Here is a 16915-nt window from a genome sequence, read left to right as displayed (position 1 = left end):
AATGAATGTATTTCAATATTTGATAATAGGACTCAGGTCAATAAGAAAAAGCAATACAACATGAAACTTTGGGACAAAGGCAATACAGAGGTATCTAAGGACATAGAAAACTACACCGTCGGACGAGACAGAGAACTGGATTTGTTGTTGGCTAGATTCGATGTATATGGCTCGATGGCGCATACGACGATGCTAGAGAGTATCGACCTGCTGACGTCAGCAGAGCTAACCGAGGTACACCGTGAACTCAAAGTGATTTTGGGCATCATCGAAGCAGGTGATTTTGTCATCGAGGATGGTATAGAAGACGTTCACTCACAAGTGGAACTGATGCTGACCCGAAAGCTAGGAGATACAGGCAAGAAGATCCACAGTGGTCGTTCGCGCAATGACCAAGTTTTGGTTGATCTCCGTTTGTTTATCCGTGATGAGATCAAAACCATTGCTGATTTGGTGACGGAACTCTTCACAACACTCAATGACCTCAGCAAACAGCACAAAGACGTACTGATACCCGGTTATACGCATTTGCAGGTGGCTATGCCTTCATCTTTTGGGTTGTGGTTTGGCGCTTATGCCGAGAGTCTGACCGATGATATGCATCTTTTGCAGGCGGCCTACAAGGTGACCAACCAAAACCCACTCGGATCGGGGGCAGGCTACGGGTCTTCATTTCCGCTGGATAGACAGATGACGACCGACTTACTAGGGTTTGATGACCTCAGTTACAATGTCGTCTATGCGCAGATGAGTCGTGGCAAGGTGGAGAAAACAGTAGCATTCGCCATGAACAGCATCGCGTCAACCTTGGCACGAATGAGCATGGATATCTGTCTGTACAACTCTCAGAATTTTGGATTTCTAGAGTTGCCCGCAGAGATGACGACTGGGTCTAGTATCATGCCGCACAAGAAGAACCCGGATGTCTTTGAGCTCATCCGCGCAAAAATGAACAAGCTGCAGTCGCTTAGCACTGAGATCAGTTTGATCACTACCAATCTACCTTCTGGTTATCATAGAGATATGCAGACGATCAAGGAGACTTTCTTGCCTGCTTTCTATGAATTGAAATCTACTCTAGAGATAGCCATCTTTGCGATGAAGAACATCAAGGTCAAAGACGGTATCATTCAAGATGAGAAGTACAAGGATCTATTCAGTGTAGAGGAAGTCAATCGACTAGTACTGCAAGGTGTACCATTCAGAGATGCTTACATACAAGTCGGTCAAGCGATCCAAGAGGGTTCTGACAAGCTCTCTAAGGAAGTGAAGCATACGCATCTCGGTAGTATCGGTGACCCAGCCAATGATCAGATAGAGGCTAAACTAAAGACTGTATTGGCGGGCTTTGGTTTCGAGAAAGCTGAAGAGGCTTTGAAGGCGCTGATGGGGTGACATAGTAGATCACTTCGTTATTCAAGATTCATTGTTCGAAATTCGTTACTGTTTTTCTTTAAAATAACCACCTATTATGAGGCTTTGAGGTGATATTTAAATGATTGGAATAATGAACACTCAATGTCGAATATTGATTTTATCTCCAGAAATACAGGCTGATCCACAGCAGCTAGGGTGACAGTATAGCGAGTCAAGGTGATCCCCTCGATACCTTAGACCAAAGAAACCAATTCTTCTTTGACAGCTTTCAGGACCATGCCTATGGTGTTCTTTACTTCTAATTTGATCAGCAGGGTTTGACGGTGTCCCTCTACCGTACGGGGACTAATGAATAGTATCTCGGCGATTTCTTGGGTGGACTTCTCTTGGCAGATCAGTTGTAGGATTTCGTGTTCTCGTGAGCTGAGGTTTCTACCTGGAGTGAAGCTGGGTCGGTTTCTGTTTTTCTTTTTCAGTCCCGTGAGCAGGGCCTGAGACACTTGGTGGTTGAAGTAGTGCCCTTTGGTATGGACTTCATGGATGGCCTGTTCCAGTTCTATTTTTTGGGTGTTTTTGACGAGGTATCCATGTACGCCGGACTCCATGAGGTAGGTGATCATTCGGTCCTCGTTGTGCATGGTGAGTACCAGTATTTTGCTATCGGGGTACTGTGCGAGTACGTTTTCGGTGGCTTCTATGCCGTCCATGTCGGGCATCTCTAGATCCATGAGGATTACATCTATGGGCGTGTCCTTCATGGCTGCCAATAGCTCGATCCCGTTGGAGGCCTCAGCGACGAGTTCGATATGTTCCATCCTTAGCATGATGGAGCGGATCCCTTCTCTGAAGAGGTCATGGTCATCTACGAGGGCTACTTTGATGGTGGATGTGGTCATACTAAGCTGATTTGAATCGATACAATGGTGTGGTTGTCTTGTTGGCGGTAGGTAATCTCACCGCCCAGCAAGTTAACTCTGCTTTCAATGTTTTTGATGCCCAGTCCACTGAAATTTAGCGTGTCCTTGGGTAGATAGCCTACACCATCGTCCATGTAGGTCATGTGCAGGTTTTGATGGGTCTGGATGAGTCTCAGTTGTATGTGACTGGCATGGGCATGTTTGAGGGTGTTGTTGACTAGCTCTTGGATGACCCGAAACAACATCAGTTCGGTCTGGTAGTTCATCCCCGCTACGGCGTTGTGATGGAAATCCACGAGGATGTTTTTAGCGCCATTGATGCTGTCGATCAGGTTTTCGATGGCTTCTAGTATGCCGAGGTTTTCGAGGATGGCAGGGTGTAGGTCGTGCGATATACGCCGTACATTGTGGATGGTGTCGTCTACGAGCTGGTTGGTTTTTTCTTTGAGTTGGGTCAGTTGAGCAGGGGTGTTTTCCATGTCGATCTGATCGGTGTACAGTTTGATGGTGGTGAGCATCGCACCGATATCGTCGTGTAGGTCTTTGGAGACGCGGTTTCGTTCTTTTTCCTGACTGTCCATGCTGGCTTTGAGGAGTTTGGATTGATGTTCGGTCGCTAGTTTTTGATTTTGTAGTTGCTGATCGAGCAGTCTACGCTGGTAGACGATGAAGAACATAATAATGGCTAGCGCCATGAAAAACATCCCAAGCATAGAGAAAAGGAGTACTTCTAGGAGACTTAACGAACTGGTCTGATCCATAGGGCGATAGAGAAGGCGATATAATGGAAAACATTAAAGATAGCATTGATGCTAAACGAGAGTTCTCTTACTTGTTTGGCCTCCAAACCTAGTTCATTGGTGACATGAAACAATACGATACAACTAGAGAAATAAACAAGAACCCCCGAGTTGATCCAAAACATGGGGTTCTGTTCTAGCTTTTCGTACTTGGTCTGCTGGAGTAGCTGATAGAAATACATCACAGACAGCGCAATCAACAAGGCTGAACTGATGGTGAGTGTGTTGGAGTTGAATATGGTGAAGTCTTGCCAGAGCAGGGTATTCGCTATGGCGAAGAGAATGAAAGCTCCTCTAATCCATTGGATGGCGTTGTTTTGACGAAGTAGGTTCAATTCGTGCTTGTATATCGAGGTGAGGATACAAAACTCTACGACCGTAAAAACGTGAAAGACCGCCATGTTGTTGATCTGGTACTGCCACAGCAGTCGCGAGCATAGTTCTACTGCGGCAGTGATGATGATTAAAGCAAATAGCTTGCGCTGTATGTTGTTTTGCTGCTTGAACCGAACCGCTCCGATCAATAAGGCGATCCCTATGAATACATAGGGAATCGTATGCAAAATTTGGAAAATTTCTTCGCTAGCCATTTACTTTAACGGATTTAACTTAACAAGTCGTAGGGCAAGGAGTGATGTACTCTATGACAATAGTAGATGCTTTTGCTGTCGCTTCATAGCGCGCACCGAACTCATGGATTTTTCCGATCTCTTCGTGGTTTAGCGTGCTGTTCAGCTGGATTTCCAAAATAGGAGAGAACGAGAATTGATCTCCTTGTTGGAATTTGTTGTAGTCCATCCCCATGTGTAAGGATACGCGACTGATGTTTCCTCTGTGCTCATTCATACATTCCAAAAATATAGTATTGGGCGTGCCCTCACCAAATTTATAGCCCATGAGTCTAACTCTTTCATTTCTACGGTTGATGAGTTCCTCTCGCGTAAAAATATCGTCGAGCAGATGGCTATCCAAAGTCATCCAGTTTCGAATCAGGGTGTCTTTGAGACGTTCTGAGATAATGCTGTCCTCTAGGTTTGGATCGTGATCAGTGGATTGATCCGGGGTGTTTATATCCATAGAGACATAGGCTTTGGAGCTGTCAGCATAGTTGATCTCAAAGTATGGTGCGAAAGTAACTTCGGTATTGATCGGATTGACTGCCGAAAGTCCCATGAATAAAACAGCTGACGTCATTTCTGTATCTACACTTTTAGTAGAGAGCGCATCAGGCATGAGCATATCAAAGGTGCTCACTCTGCTGAATTGAGTAACTGGAGGAGTATTGATTTCGGTCAGGAGATTGATCCCATCAAAATTTCTGGCAAGATCAAAAACGCTACATTGTATCCAGTTTTGATGTCTTTCATTTGCTTGTTCTAGCTGCATAAGTTTACGGTTTTTAATATGTGAATGCAATGTTACAGAAAAACCCCATTACGTTATGTATGAATGTTTAGGGTGTAAACTGTAACGCATTGATATACAGAGTTGTAATTTGTTTGTTTTATTCATAGTCCGTATTGATACTTATGGATTTGCGTGAGCTTACGTGTTCTTCCAAAGCCGTAATAGTGCTCTTTTGTGCACCAGACTTAGTCTCTAAACTTGCATCATAACATTTGTATTATTTAAACAAACAACTATGGAAACGTTAGAAGCAACACAACAAAAAACACACAAAGAAGATGTGATAGTCACATGTGAAGGTGCCTTTCAGGTGAAGACAGTAGAAGGTGGTGTGTATGAAAAAGACCTCACACTGAATGCACTAAAAGGTGGATCTATCCATGCCTTGGAAGAAATCACAGTGAAGGGAACCTTAACTATTCATGCGGACGATGCAGCGACCATTGGTATACCTGCTAAGGTGACAGCCCTTGGGGGATTGATCGTAAAAAGTAGGTATTCATCCAATGTGAACACCAATCGACTCATCTCTGGAGATGCTGTGACTCCCAAATTTGAATTGTTCAAATCAGGTACAGAGTCTCTATACATGGTCGTGAACAGTGGCAAAATAACGGGAAGTGTCAAAGACAATAGCACTTTGCACCTGTGGGTGGATTTTCCAAATGAATTGGTTTCGGATACGGTGACTGTAGACCATACGTCCAGCTACACGCGTCGTTCTTGGAACGCTCCTAAATAATAGTTCGAAACTAGCAAGTAAGGCAAAAGCCAGCTTCCTCTACTGAGGGGCTGGCTTTGATGTTTTGGGTCAAAAGGGGCAGTGCTACCTATGCTAATACGCAATCACCGTCTTGCCAATGGTTTTGCCAGACTCTTGCATCTCGTGCGCTTTCTTTAGATTCTCTACAGAGAAGCCCTGGAGTGTAGTAGTCAGTGTGGAGCGTAAGGTGCCATCATCGAACAGCTCAGCGATACGGTTGAGGATGTCGTGCTGTCTCTCGATATCGTCGGTCGTGTACATGGATCGGGTGTACATGAGTTCCCATGAGAAGCTTACACTTTTGGTCTTCAGTACATTAAGGTTCAAGGGTTCATTGCTACCTGTGATCGATACGATGTGTCCCTGAGGTTTGATGATCTCCGCCATCGTGTCCCAATATCCTTTGAGGTCTACAAAATCCAAAATGTAGTGGACTTGGCTGTGACCTATTTTTTCTAAATCTTCCTTGAGCTGATAGTGGTTGACGACATAGTCAGCGCCCATGTCCTTGCACCACTGTACCGAGTCGGGTCTCGAAGCGGTCGCGATGACTGTGAGCCCTGCTACTTTCTTGGCGAGTTGGATGGCGATAGATCCTACGCCACCTGCACCTGCGAGGATCAGTACCGACTTGCCTTTGTCAGTCTCTGTGTTGATTTTGATGCGGTCAAAGAGTGATTCGTAGGCCGTCAGCCCTGTCAATGGGATGGCAGCAGCTTCTGCTATGCTTAGGCGCTTGGGCTTGAGGCCCACGATGCGCTCATCTACGAGTTGGTACTCGGCATTGCTGCCACTACGGGTCAAGTCACCGGCGTAGTATACCTCATTCCCAACTTTGAATTTTGATACTTGATCACCCACCGCTTCGACGATACCGACGGCATCCCAACCAATGACTTTTGGGGTGTCGAGTACCTTGTCCTTGGCGGCACTTGTTCGGATTTTGAAATCTACTGGATTGACGGAGATTGCCTTTATCTTGATAAGTAGATCGTATCCAGTGGGAGAGAGCTTGTCCATTTCGAAGGCTATGAAACTGTCCTGTGCTGATATGGGTAGTGATTGTTTGAATCCTATGGCTTTCATGTATTTGTTTTCGTTTACTGAGTTAGTACTATACGCAAAAGTCTCCGATAGGATGAATATTCTCCCACTAAAACGAGATACCAAAACGATCGGTCTTCAGTCAATAACGAGGTTACTCTAAGTAACCTCGTTATTTCAGATTCAAAAGAACCTTGTCAAACCAAAAAGTAGATTAAAGGGATGGTTTTATACACTAGGCTGATTATTTTTATCTAGCCAGACCAGTAAGGAGGTTACTCCAAGTAACCTCCTTACTGGTGACGTTACTTAAAACTTAAACCAACCAACCCATGGATACCCGTACCACCCAACTAGCGCCTGAAAGCTATTACCACATCTACAACCGTGGTGTCAACGGCCAGTCTGTTTTCTTTGCGTCTAAGAACTACGATTACTTTTTGCAGCAGTATGCGAGATATGTTCATCCTTGGGTTAGGACTTACGCTTACTGTTTGCTCAACAATCACTTTCACCTGTTGATTCAGGTCAAATCTGAAGAAGAGCTATCTGCCGTGATGCTGAAAGACAAAGACAAGCCTAGCTACTGGCACGTCAGTAACGGTTTCTCCAGCTTTTTGCAAGGCTACACCCGAGCCATCAACAAGCATTACGATCGCACAGGCCCTTTGTTTGAGAGGCCATTTAAGAGGATTGCCGTCACCAACAATGCTTATTTTTCTCAATTGATCCGATACATCCATCACAACCCTGTCAAACATGGGTTTGTCACCGATCACAAAGAATATCCCTACTCATCCTATCATGCACACCTAGCGACCACCAGTACCAAGCTGTATCGGAGGGAGGTATTAGATTGGTTTGGTGGCAAAGAAAACTATGCTTCTTTTCATGAAGAGACCGCTGTTCTACCTTTGGATACAGATTGGTTTTGGGAGTAACAAGGTTGTTTTTTTGGAGCTTACCTTAGTCAGTAACGAGGTTACTTAAAGTAACCTCGTTACTGACTTTCAAAAACCCGTGCAGGTTTACTCCTAAGCGTAGTGTTGCTTGTGAGAAAGACTGCTGTTGTTTGTGAGAAGGTCTGTCTAGGTTTGGAAGAAAGCCTGTCCAGCTTCGAGAGAAAACCCGCGCGGTTCGAGAGAAAGTCTGCACGGGTTTGGAACAAAGTCTGCGTAGATCTGAAGCAAAATCCGCACGGATTGGAGGCTAAGTCTGTGCAGATTTTGTGGGGCATGTGACTAGACCTCATTTGATGACTAGAGTAAAGGTTAACTGATTGAAATGCAGGTAATTAATATTGGTCAGTAAAAACTTTACTAAGTATTTGATTTTTAACATATTTTGGCATTTTCCCGAGCATTTTTGGAACGGATATTGTTCTTGAAGAATTGTCTTCAGACACATCGAAAAGGCCACTCGATAACCCCGTTTGTCTTCACCCAATTTATGAACAGTTCTGCTGTTTTGATCCAAGTATGGACAAGCACCCCGCTTTCGCAAGCACACACGCACTGCACAGTCTCACTACGCATAGTTACGACCTAGCAAAGCACCCAATAGATGCAAGTATGATCAGTATTACTTAGCAAAACCTCAGGCAGGCTCTGCCGGTTTTGAAAGGTTGATGCTACGCTCAGTAGACGTGTCCGTGGTACGTCCTTGTGAAGCAAAGTTTAACTCATTTTTCACATTTTAAATTTTCAAGTCATGTCAATTATGTATAAAGCTGTACCTAAAGCGCAACCGGGAGTGGTTGGCGGAGGTCAAATCAAGTATTACGCGAGCATCATTCGTGAGCGCCCAGTGGGCATCCGAAAGATTGCTACGGAAATTTCCAAAATGACGAGTTTGCATACCACCGATATATTTGGTGTATTAGAGTCATTCTTGGATCGCATGCACACCTATCTCGAAGAAGGCCGCATTGTGAGGCTAGGGGATATGGGTAGTTTCTCACCAGCTATCGCGAGTTATGGGGAGGATCTCATAGAAGATGTAGATAAAAGAACGATCAAAAGGCTCAAGGTCAATTTTAGACCAAGCATGGAGCTAAACGATCGATTGTCAACTGTAAAGTTCGTAAAGCAAGATGTTGAACCGATTGTCTAAGTTGTTGTATCCGCATTCAAATGATAGGAGAGGCCTTATTTACACTAGATGTTAGTAGTTAGATTTTAGTATTTAGACAATCTATCTCATGTCTCAAGTCTGGTGTTCAAACAGCTAAAAATAAAACCATACCGTTTCGTACGATAGTGATGGATTGATTCTTAGTGAGGGCCTCTTTTTTTACTACATACTAGTAGCTAGTATGTAGATTTTAGACAAAAGTCTAGCGTCTAGCGATCTATAAACCTAATGTTTAAAAGTCTCACATCTAAAAAAAAGGAAATCATGAAAACTACCCATATATACACCCTCATACTCTTGGTGCTCGTTGGCCTCATTGTCTACCAAAGCCTCGTCAACCAAGATAGCTTTCGCCAAGCGCAAAGCCTGAGCCAGTCTCTAAAGGTGCAGATCGATACCTTGCAGTCTATCGCTGCACAGTACGAGCGCATCCATCAAAACTACGAAACACTCCATGCCCAACTGTTGCTGTCTCAGCACCGCATCAGCGACATGAACCAAGACCTGACGCGTATCTCGGATGAGCAGCAGCAGGACGTGATCCAGATCCGGGATAGCCTGAGGCAAGTCCTCCGAACCTACGATGCGGTTTCACCCAATATGATGTCTCACCATCAAATACCCTCGCCATGAAGTCGCTGTATTTCATACTATGGATCCTTGCAGCACTGCCCGTCAGCGCAGCGCAGGTGGTGGATTTCACGCAAGCGGACGACAGCCTCCAAGTCTACCAGGGGCAGACCGTCCATGTACAGGCCGACGGTGCCTGGGTGATCAGCATGCAGCGGGCTGCTTTGCTCAACCAGAAGTTGCAAGAACTGCAGACCGTCTCAGCTGCCCATGCAGAACTGACACAGACCAATCAAGAGATCCTAGACAAGGTACGGGAGATCGAGAGACTCACGGCGCAGCTCGTCCACAAGATCGAGCGTGACCAGCACGATATCGCGCTCAACATGAACCAGATCATCGCCGAGCTAGACCGCAGCATCGTCGTGCTCCAAACCACTAACGCCGAGCTGCAGTCCACCAATGAGCAGCTCAACCAGCAACTGGCAGAGATGGAGCGCACCGTCAAGCACCTTAAGAAGCAGATTCGCCGCATCTGGTGGAAATCCACCGCCGACAAGGTTGTCATTGGTTTAGCAGCCTTTGGGGTCGGTTGGGTAGTGGGGAGTCTGTGAGGTCCCATATCACATGTTTTTAATCATTTAAACAAATGATTAAAATAGCGACTGAATAGAGAACTAGGAGGTAGGATGAAACGTATAATTACACATATTATTGAACAAAAATTTAACCCTATAATAGATTTACCATGAAGAAGATTCTAGTCCCTACTGATTTCTCAAAATTGAGTGAAGATGCGTTGGCGTTCGCGATTGAAGTGGCTCAAAAATATGAAGCGACCATTACTTTGGTAACCAGCCTTCACTATGATTTTTATCCAGAAATTCATGACGCAACTATAGTGACCAGTACATTACTCAAGAAGGTAGAGGAATCGTCCAAGGAGCAAATGAATCAACTGATCGCAAGATACAATGTATCAGGCGTATCTATTGATGAGTATATTTCTGATGAAACGCTCATCACCATACTTAACGAAAAGATCACTCATGAAGCTTACGATTTGGTGATCATGGGAACGAGCGGAAGTTCTGGTATAGATGAATTCTTGGAAGGGTCAAACACAGAAAAGGTGGTTAGGAAGGCGGCATGTCCGGTCATCTCAATCAGTGGAAAAACGGTGCTAGACGAAATTAAACGTGTGATGATTCCGATTGACATAGATGATATCCGAATGAGTTTTCTACAAGAAGTAGCAAGTATGGAGGCTCTATTTAACGTCCAATTGGATTTTGTATGGGTTCGAACTGTTCATAATATAGAAAATGAAGAAGAAATCTCTCGTGAGACATCCAAGCTGATTCAATCTTTGGGGATTAAAGCCTTCACTTTTCATATTGTTCGGTCTGTGTCTCCATCCGTGGGTATTTTGAGATACGTAGAAGAAGAAAACATAGACATGATCGCAATGGCTACTCATGCGAGAAAAGGAATCGCACATTGGCTGCTAGGTAGCCTCACTGAAGATACTGTCAACCATGTGAAAGTACCCGTTTGGTCTTTCAAAATGGATAGCGATGAAAAGAGAATTGATTTGGATAGCGTTGAGCCTATCATGGAGGTGTCCTCCTATACCAAAATAGAAATGCCTGTTGATTAAACGCTCAAGTAGAGCCAGTCTGGCTTTTATAAAGTATGTGGGTACGGTTTTCTTGAAGTCTAAAACCGAACCCATATATTTTAGATATGTCTGACAGTACAATAGAGGTTGCATTATAATCTTATGTCTGTTGACTTATGAGTCTGTTCAGTGAAGTCTGTCAAGTTGAGTATTTAAGCAATATAGTGTCTTAACCAACCTTTGACATACATATAATCCCCTGTTATCTTCCCAAAATAGATAGTCGTACGTTTTGGATGGACGACTATCTATTTTAAATCGATAAGAAGAGACCAATCCCTCACTTTATCGCCCCAATCCAACAATCAAATCAACTCTTTGCGTTAATTTTGTAGCTTAAATAAGTGTGAACACCAGACTGTGAACCTGGCAATTAAACATTAGATGAGTAAAAAAGGAAGAGTATTAGTAGCGATGAGTGGCGGTATAGACAGCTCCGTCGCAGCAGTGATGCTTCATGAGCAAGGCTATGAAGTCATCGGAATGACCATGAAAACCTGGGATTACAACTCCTCGGGTAGTAGCAAAAAGGAGACAGGCTGTTGCAGCCTCGACTCCATCAACGACGCGAGAAACATCGCCGTTGATCTTGGTTTTCCCCATTATATATTAGACATCAGAGAGGAGTTCGGCGACTATGTGATCAATCACTTCACCGACGAGTACCTCAAAGGCCGTACGCCGAACCCGTGCGTGCTGTGCAATACGCACATCAAGTGGGATGCGCTGCTGCGTAGAGCGGACAAGCTCGGCTGTGACTTTATCGCGACGGGGCACTATGCCAATGTACGTGAGGAAGACGGCCGATACGTGATCTCCAAAGGAGCAGATGAGATGAAGGATCAATCCTATGCACTGTGGGGCGTGTCCCAGCAGAGTCTCTCTCGTACCATACTGCCACTAGGACATCTGAAGAAAACACAGATTCGTGAGATGGCAATCGAAAGAGGTTTTACGGATTTGGTCAACAAGTCCGAATCCTACGAGATCTGTTTCGTGCCAGACAATGACTACCGAGGGTTCCTCAAAAGGAGAGTAGATGGTCTAGAAGAAAAGGTCGCAGGTGGTGAGTTTGTACTAGAGGACGGGACCGTCGTGGGTACGCATGAGGGCTATCCATTCTACACAGTAGGACAGCGAAAGGGTTTAGGGATCGCTTTGGGATTTCCTGTCTATGTCGTTGAAATACAGAAAGAAAAAAACAGAGTCGTACTCGGTACTTTCGATGAACTGTCACGTGACGGCATGTATGTTGACCAACTGATCATGGGCAAGTATGACGGACTGAGCGAACGCATGGATACCGTGACCAAGGTACGTTACAATGATCTCGGTACGCCTGCCGTTATAGAGCATGTAGACAATACTATGAAGGTCTACTTTGGCAAGGGAGTGAGTGCCATCGCGCCAGGTCAGGCCGCAGTGTTCTACGAAGGCAATGATGTCATCGGGGGTGGTTGGATCAAATCAAGTTTCAGACAAGCGCAGCATGCAGTACTATAAGCTGCTACTGATATCGCTAGTGGCTTGCTTTGGGTGTACATCCGAGCTAGAGACAGATTTTAGTAGATTAGGTGTGCAGTACTTTCCCATGGAGGTGGGAGCGTACCGCATCTATGATGTACATGATACCAATTATTATCTGATCGGTCCAGAAGAGGAGAACTACCAATTGAAAGAGGAAGTGGTAGACTCGACAATCATCTCGGATACCGAAGTGAGGTATCAGCTGCATCGCTCCAAACGTGCCGATGAGACCGCAGTGTGGAAACTGGATTCAGTCTGGACAACATCTATCAATACCACGCGAGTAGTCGCTGTAGAAAACAATGTCTCCTTTGTCAAATTGGTATTTCCTATCGAGGAAAACCTATCATGGGATGGAAATAGCTACAATAACCGACAGTCAGAGTTCTATCAATATGGAGAAAGCCAAATCGACACGGTACTGGCTGAGCAGGCTTTCACGAATGTGGTACAAGTGATACAAAGTAATCAAGGAATAGATCCATTGATAGGAAGAGACGATAGATTAGAGTATTATGCACCTGAGGTGGGATTGATCATTAAATATCACGCCAAGTGGGCGTATGATCAGGAAGATGGTATCGTCAACACAGACAAAATAGTAGCAGGCAGGCAGTTAGAGCAGACGTTGATAACATATGGCAAGAAGCAAGATTAAGCGCATATTATTACTTTACATACTTACTATATTTAGCACTGTCTCTTGGGCAGAAGAGAACCGTTACGTTGTTTTCTTCTCAGACAAAGCCAACTCCGCTTTTTCTATCGATCTGCCTACAGCATTTCTTTCTCAACGCGCCATAGACCGGCGAGCCAAACGCCAAACGCCTATTACTTCAGAGGACTTTCCTGTCAATCAGAACTATATTGACTCTCTGATCAAATACAATGTCAAGCCCTATTTCACTTCTCGATGGTTCAACGCCGTCCTCGTCGAAGCAGAGGAATCTCAGTTGATCGAATTAATGGAGACGAGTTATATCACGGCTTATGAGTACGTAGCACCAGGCACGAAGCTCAATGCAGACCTGCAAGAAGTCGAGTTAAGCTACACCGCTTTGGTGCCTTCTATTGTTTCCTCTAATAGTAATAACCAACTGACGATGCTCGCTGCACAGACGATGCATTCAGAGGGATATACGGGCAAGGGAGTACATATAGCGGTTTTGGATGGAGGGTTTTCAAAAGTGAACGAGTCTGCTGTCTTTGGACAGTTGTTCGAGGATGACAGGCTTATAGATCGTTTGAACTTCACGACCAATAGCCAAGATGTATTTTCGATAGATGATCACGGTACCAATGCCCTGAGTTGTATCGTATCGGACTACAAAGAAGTGCTCCTAGGGACAGGGTACAATGCTGATATCAGTCTTTATGTCACCGAGGATGTGAGTGACGGTGGTCGCTTTGAGTATCGTATAGAAGAGTACAATTGGCTTTTTGCGGCAGAGCGTGCGGATAGTGCTGGTGTAGACATTATCTCTTCCTCTTTGGGGTATAACATATTCGAGGATTCGGATATGAACTATGTGCAGGAGGATATGGATGGCGAAACGGCATTGATCTCTCGTGCGGCAGCATTGGCATCAGACAAAGGCATCCTCGTAGTGAGTAGTGCGGGCAATGAAGGCAATAAAACATGGCAGTATGTCACGCCACCAGCAGATGTAGCAGATGTCTTGGCAGTGGGTGCGGTTAACAGCAGTGGAGTTAGGTTGAGCTTTAGCTCCATAGGACCAGCCGCCGATGGTAGAATCAAACCAGATGTCGTAGCATTAGGTCAAGGAGTAGCAGTTTTTCATGATGACAACTCTATCGGTACCAATAACGGGACGAGTTTTTCGGCTCCATTGATCGCTGGTTTTGCAGCGGGACTGTGGCAGCAGTTTCCTGAATTGAACAATTTGGAAATTAAGGAACTCATAGCGTCTATCGGTAGTCAGCATGCTAACCCAGACAACGAGTTAGGTCATGGTTTGCCCAATTACCTGCGTGTGATTGGAGATTCAGTTTTGTCAGTGTCTAGTGTGTTTGAGGATAGCTTTACGGTCTTTCCGAATCCTTTTACAGGTAATTATATTTCTATCCAAGTAGAGCGTGAATATGCGCGTAAGGAGCTGAATGTGACACTCTATGCACCTGATGGTAAAATAGTTGCCAAACAAAGCCCGCAGAAAGTAAGAAAAGGAGAGGTACTTACTCTCCCGGTGACTGGAAACTCCAGCGGCATATATATCCTTCATTTGCAGTCTGGATCAGAGACTAAAAATGTAAAATTGCTTAGGTACTGATCTGCTAATCATCATATATTGCAAGGCTGATCGACCAGTACTATGTCAAGAATTTTCATCACCACTTTTATACTTCTCTTTGCCCTGTGCCTATCAGGATTTGCTCAAACCAATTATGAGCTAAAGTTGGAGCTAGTCGATAGTTTGAATCAGCCTGTAGAAGATGCACAGGTCATTATCATGCCCGATTCTATACTCCGTACTACCAATAGAAGAGGAGAGGTGCGTATTCAATTGCCAGAAGGGCAGCATAGCATTTCAGTTTTTCATCTCCAGTTCGAAAAGTACATTCAGAACTTCTCCGTATCACAAGATTTGACCCTCCAAGTCCCACTTACTTACAAAACTGAATTGCTACAGGATGTCAGCGTAACAGATCGTATCTATAAAGACGACATCACGATGATACATGTCAATGCCAAGGATGTCTACAACCTTCCTTCAGCCACTGGAGACTTCTCCAAAGTACTCAGTACGCTACCAGGAGTGAGCAGCAACAACGAATTGTCCTCGGCCTATTCTGTCCGTGGTGGTAACTATGACGAAAACCTCATCTATGTCAATGGCGTCAAGATCTACCGTCCTCAGATCGTCAGCGCAGGTCGTCAAGAAGGACTCGGTTTTATCAATATAGATTTGGTAGATCAGGTTGATTTTTCAGCCGGTGCCTGGGAAGCTGCCTATGGTGATAAGCTGTCCTCTGTGCTCAATGTCTACTACAAGGAACCCACTCGACACGAAGCGACCATCAACCTGAGCTTACTCGGTGGCAGTATCTACCTGGGAGGTATCAATAACAAAAAGGATCTTAGCTACACGATCAGCGCCCGACACAAAAACACCAAGTACCTACTAGGAACGCTAGAGACGCAGGGGCAATATTTGCCAAAGTTCACCGATGTGCAGTCTTTCATCACCAAGAAATTCGGGGATAGAACCAAACTAAGCCTATTGATCTCCACTGCCATCAATAACTACGAAACCATACCCGAACGTCAGCAGACGGATTTCGGAAACCTGCAAGCGTCCTACCGCCTCAGTATTGCATTCGACGGGCGTGAGTTGTTGGACTATAATACGAATCAGGCGGCACTGATCCTTAGTCATCAGTTCTCAGATCGTTTTCAGTCTACACTTTCACTATCGGGAGTATTGTCCTCTGAGCGAGAAAACTATGAAATAGAAGCGGGCTACTTGCTCTGTGATGTCAATACCAATATCGGATCGAATCGCTTCAACGAATGTGTAAACGTACTCGGCGTAGGGACGAATTACAGCTATGGACGCAATCGGCTTGATGCACAGATCATCGCAGTAGAGCAAAAGAACGAAGTAAAGATAGGAGAGCATCTGTTGCAATTCGGGGTGAACTGGGATCATGAAATGATCGAGGACAGACTAGATGAGTACGAACTGATCGATTCGGCAGATTATGTCACGGTCACCGAAGTGTTGGATAGTGAGGCAGAGCTGTCATCTGACAAGGTTGGAGGTTTTGCGCAGTTGGTCATCGGTAATCCTGGATCAACACATCAGCTCAACATGGGGGTACGTGCAAGCTACTGGACTTATAGTGAGCAGTTCATCCTCAGCCCTCGCTTGCAATATGCCTACCGTTTTGGTCTCAGTGATAGAAATACAATACGAGTGTCTACGGGGCACTATGCCCAACATCCATTCTATAGAGAGCTGCGTGATCGCACAGGGACGATCAATCCTAATGTCAAAGCACAGCAGTCCGTTCATGCACTGCTGGCATGGGATAGACAGTTGATGATCTGGGGGAGATCTTTTGTATTGAGTTCTGAGGGCTACTACAAGTATCTCTGGGATGTAAATCCCTACGATGTGGAGAATGTCAAAATCCGCTACTTCGCGAGCAATCAAGCTACGGCTTATGCCTATGGTTTTGATTTTCGAATCAATGGGGAGTTTATAGAAGGAACAGAGTCATGGTTCAGTCTGGGGATATTGAAAACCGAAGAAAATCTTCATACAGGCAACGGATATGTCCGCAGACCCACCGATCAGCGCCTCAACCTCGGTATATTCTTTCAGGATCATATCCCTAACGACCCGAGTGTCAAAGTTAGTCTCAATATGCAGTTTGGTAGCGGATTGCCTTTTGGTCCTCCAGGCGATGATGACAATCGGAGTGTCTACTCCGGCGACCACTATACACGTGTAGATGTCGGGTTTTCTAAAAGCTTCACCTTTCAGGCCCAACAGATTTGGTTGCCACGATCATTATGGATAGGCGCGGAGGTATTGAATCTACTCGGTACGGACAATGCCCTGACTTACACATGGGTCAAGGATGTAAACAATAACAATTTCGCTGTGCCCAATGCACTGTCCGCACGGTTTCTCAATCTGCGTTTGATTGCTAAGTTCTAACTGAGATA

The 16915-nt window shown here is 45.0% G+C and carries 16 protein-coding genes; 11 read left to right on the top strand and 5 right to left on the bottom strand.

Going from position 1 to position 16915, the window contains the following annotated elements:
- Positions 1-60: 60 nt before the first annotated feature.
- A complete protein-coding gene (gene argH, locus BUB99_RS13540) occupies positions 61-1395 on the top strand; it encodes an argininosuccinate lyase (protein ID WP_073123563.1) in 1335 nt (444 codons plus the stop codon).
- Between the two features lie 215 nt (positions 1396-1610).
- Here the strand turns inward: argH and BUB99_RS13535 are convergent, their stop codons facing one another.
- The 4 genes from BUB99_RS13535 to BUB99_RS13520 are packed head-to-tail and all read right to left on the bottom strand — an operon-like array spanning position 1611 to position 4480.
- Positions 1611-2273 (bottom strand): response regulator transcription factor, encoded by a 663-nt coding sequence (locus BUB99_RS13535; protein WP_073123131.1) that lies wholly within the window; start codon positions 2271-2273, stop codon positions 1611-1613.
- Positions 2270-3055 (bottom strand): sensor histidine kinase, encoded by a 786-nt coding sequence (locus BUB99_RS13530; protein ID WP_073123130.1) that lies wholly within the window; start codon positions 3053-3055, stop codon positions 2270-2272. Before BUB99_RS13530 ends, BUB99_RS13535 begins: the two co-directional genes overlap by 4 nt.
- On the bottom strand, positions 3034-3684 hold the full coding sequence (locus BUB99_RS13525; protein WP_073123128.1) for a hypothetical protein: 651 nt from the start codon (positions 3682-3684) through the stop codon (positions 3034-3036). Before BUB99_RS13525 ends, BUB99_RS13530 begins: the two co-directional genes overlap by 22 nt.
- A gap of 19 nt (positions 3685-3703) precedes the next feature.
- Positions 3704-4480 carry a hypothetical protein gene (locus tag BUB99_RS13520; protein ID WP_073123126.1) on the bottom strand — a complete coding sequence of 259 codons (777 nt, stop codon included), beginning with the start codon at positions 4478-4480 and terminating at the stop codon, positions 3704-3706.
- A gap of 256 nt (positions 4481-4736) precedes the next feature.
- Between BUB99_RS13520 and BUB99_RS13515 the strand changes: the two genes are divergently transcribed.
- On the top strand, positions 4737-5243 hold the full coding sequence (locus BUB99_RS13515) for a hypothetical protein (RefSeq protein ID WP_073123124.1): 507 nt from the start codon (positions 4737-4739) through the stop codon (positions 5241-5243).
- A gap of 93 nt (positions 5244-5336) precedes the next feature.
- Here the strand turns inward: BUB99_RS13515 and BUB99_RS13510 are convergent, their stop codons facing one another.
- The gene (locus tag BUB99_RS13510) at positions 5337-6350 is read right to left on the bottom strand and encodes a zinc-binding alcohol dehydrogenase family protein (RefSeq protein WP_073123122.1); all 1014 of its coding nucleotides are present in this window, start codon (positions 6348-6350) and stop codon (positions 5337-5339) included.
- A gap of 290 nt (positions 6351-6640) precedes the next feature.
- On the opposite strand from BUB99_RS13510, the gene BUB99_RS13505 reads away from it, so the two are divergent.
- The 9 genes from BUB99_RS13505 (at position 6641) to BUB99_RS13465 (ending at position 16907) form a co-directional block, all read left to right on the top strand.
- Entirely contained in the window at positions 6641-7249 is a 609-nt protein-coding gene (locus BUB99_RS13505; RefSeq protein WP_073123120.1) for a transposase, read from the top strand.
- Between the two features lie 778 nt (positions 7250-8027).
- Positions 8028-8420 (top strand): HU family DNA-binding protein, encoded by a 393-nt coding sequence (locus BUB99_RS13500; protein ID WP_221407509.1) that lies wholly within the window; start codon positions 8028-8030, stop codon positions 8418-8420.
- Between the two features lie 285 nt (positions 8421-8705).
- Positions 8706-9074 (top strand): hypothetical protein, encoded by a 369-nt coding sequence (locus BUB99_RS13495; RefSeq protein WP_139281014.1) that lies wholly within the window; start codon positions 8706-8708, stop codon positions 9072-9074.
- On the top strand, positions 9071-9625 hold the full coding sequence (locus tag BUB99_RS13490; RefSeq protein ID WP_073123114.1) for a hypothetical protein: 555 nt from the start codon (positions 9071-9073) through the stop codon (positions 9623-9625). Before BUB99_RS13495 ends, BUB99_RS13490 begins: the two co-directional genes overlap by 4 nt.
- 134 nt (positions 9626-9759) lie before the next feature.
- Positions 9760-10671 (top strand): universal stress protein, encoded by a 912-nt coding sequence (locus tag BUB99_RS13485; protein ID WP_073123112.1) that lies wholly within the window; start codon positions 9760-9762, stop codon positions 10669-10671.
- A 405-nt stretch (positions 10672-11076) separates the two neighbouring features.
- A complete protein-coding gene (gene mnmA / locus BUB99_RS13480; RefSeq protein WP_073123110.1) occupies positions 11077-12195 on the top strand; it encodes a tRNA 2-thiouridine(34) synthase MnmA in 1119 nt (372 codons plus the stop codon).
- Complete coding sequence (locus BUB99_RS13475; RefSeq protein WP_073123108.1) at positions 12182-12877, top strand: hypothetical protein; 696 nt, start codon at positions 12182-12184, stop codon at positions 12875-12877. Before mnmA ends, BUB99_RS13475 begins: the two co-directional genes overlap by 14 nt.
- Positions 12858-14510, top strand: coding sequence for a S8 family peptidase (locus BUB99_RS13470; RefSeq protein WP_073123106.1), 1653 nt, complete (start codon positions 12858-12860; stop codon positions 14508-14510). Before BUB99_RS13475 ends, BUB99_RS13470 begins: the two co-directional genes overlap by 20 nt.
- Before the next feature lie 42 nt (positions 14511-14552).
- A complete protein-coding gene (locus BUB99_RS13465) occupies positions 14553-16907 on the top strand; it encodes a TonB-dependent receptor plug domain-containing protein (protein WP_073123104.1) in 2355 nt (784 codons plus the stop codon).
- The last annotated feature ends 8 nt before the right edge of the window (positions 16908-16915 follow it).

Source organism: Reichenbachiella agariperforans (assembly GCF_900142205.1).
GTDB classification, from domain to species: domain Bacteria; phylum Bacteroidota; class Bacteroidia; order Cytophagales; family Cyclobacteriaceae; genus Reichenbachiella; species Reichenbachiella agariperforans.
The sequence above is the reverse complement of the archived record's forward strand: the minus strand, read 5'-3'. Positions and strand labels throughout refer to the sequence as shown.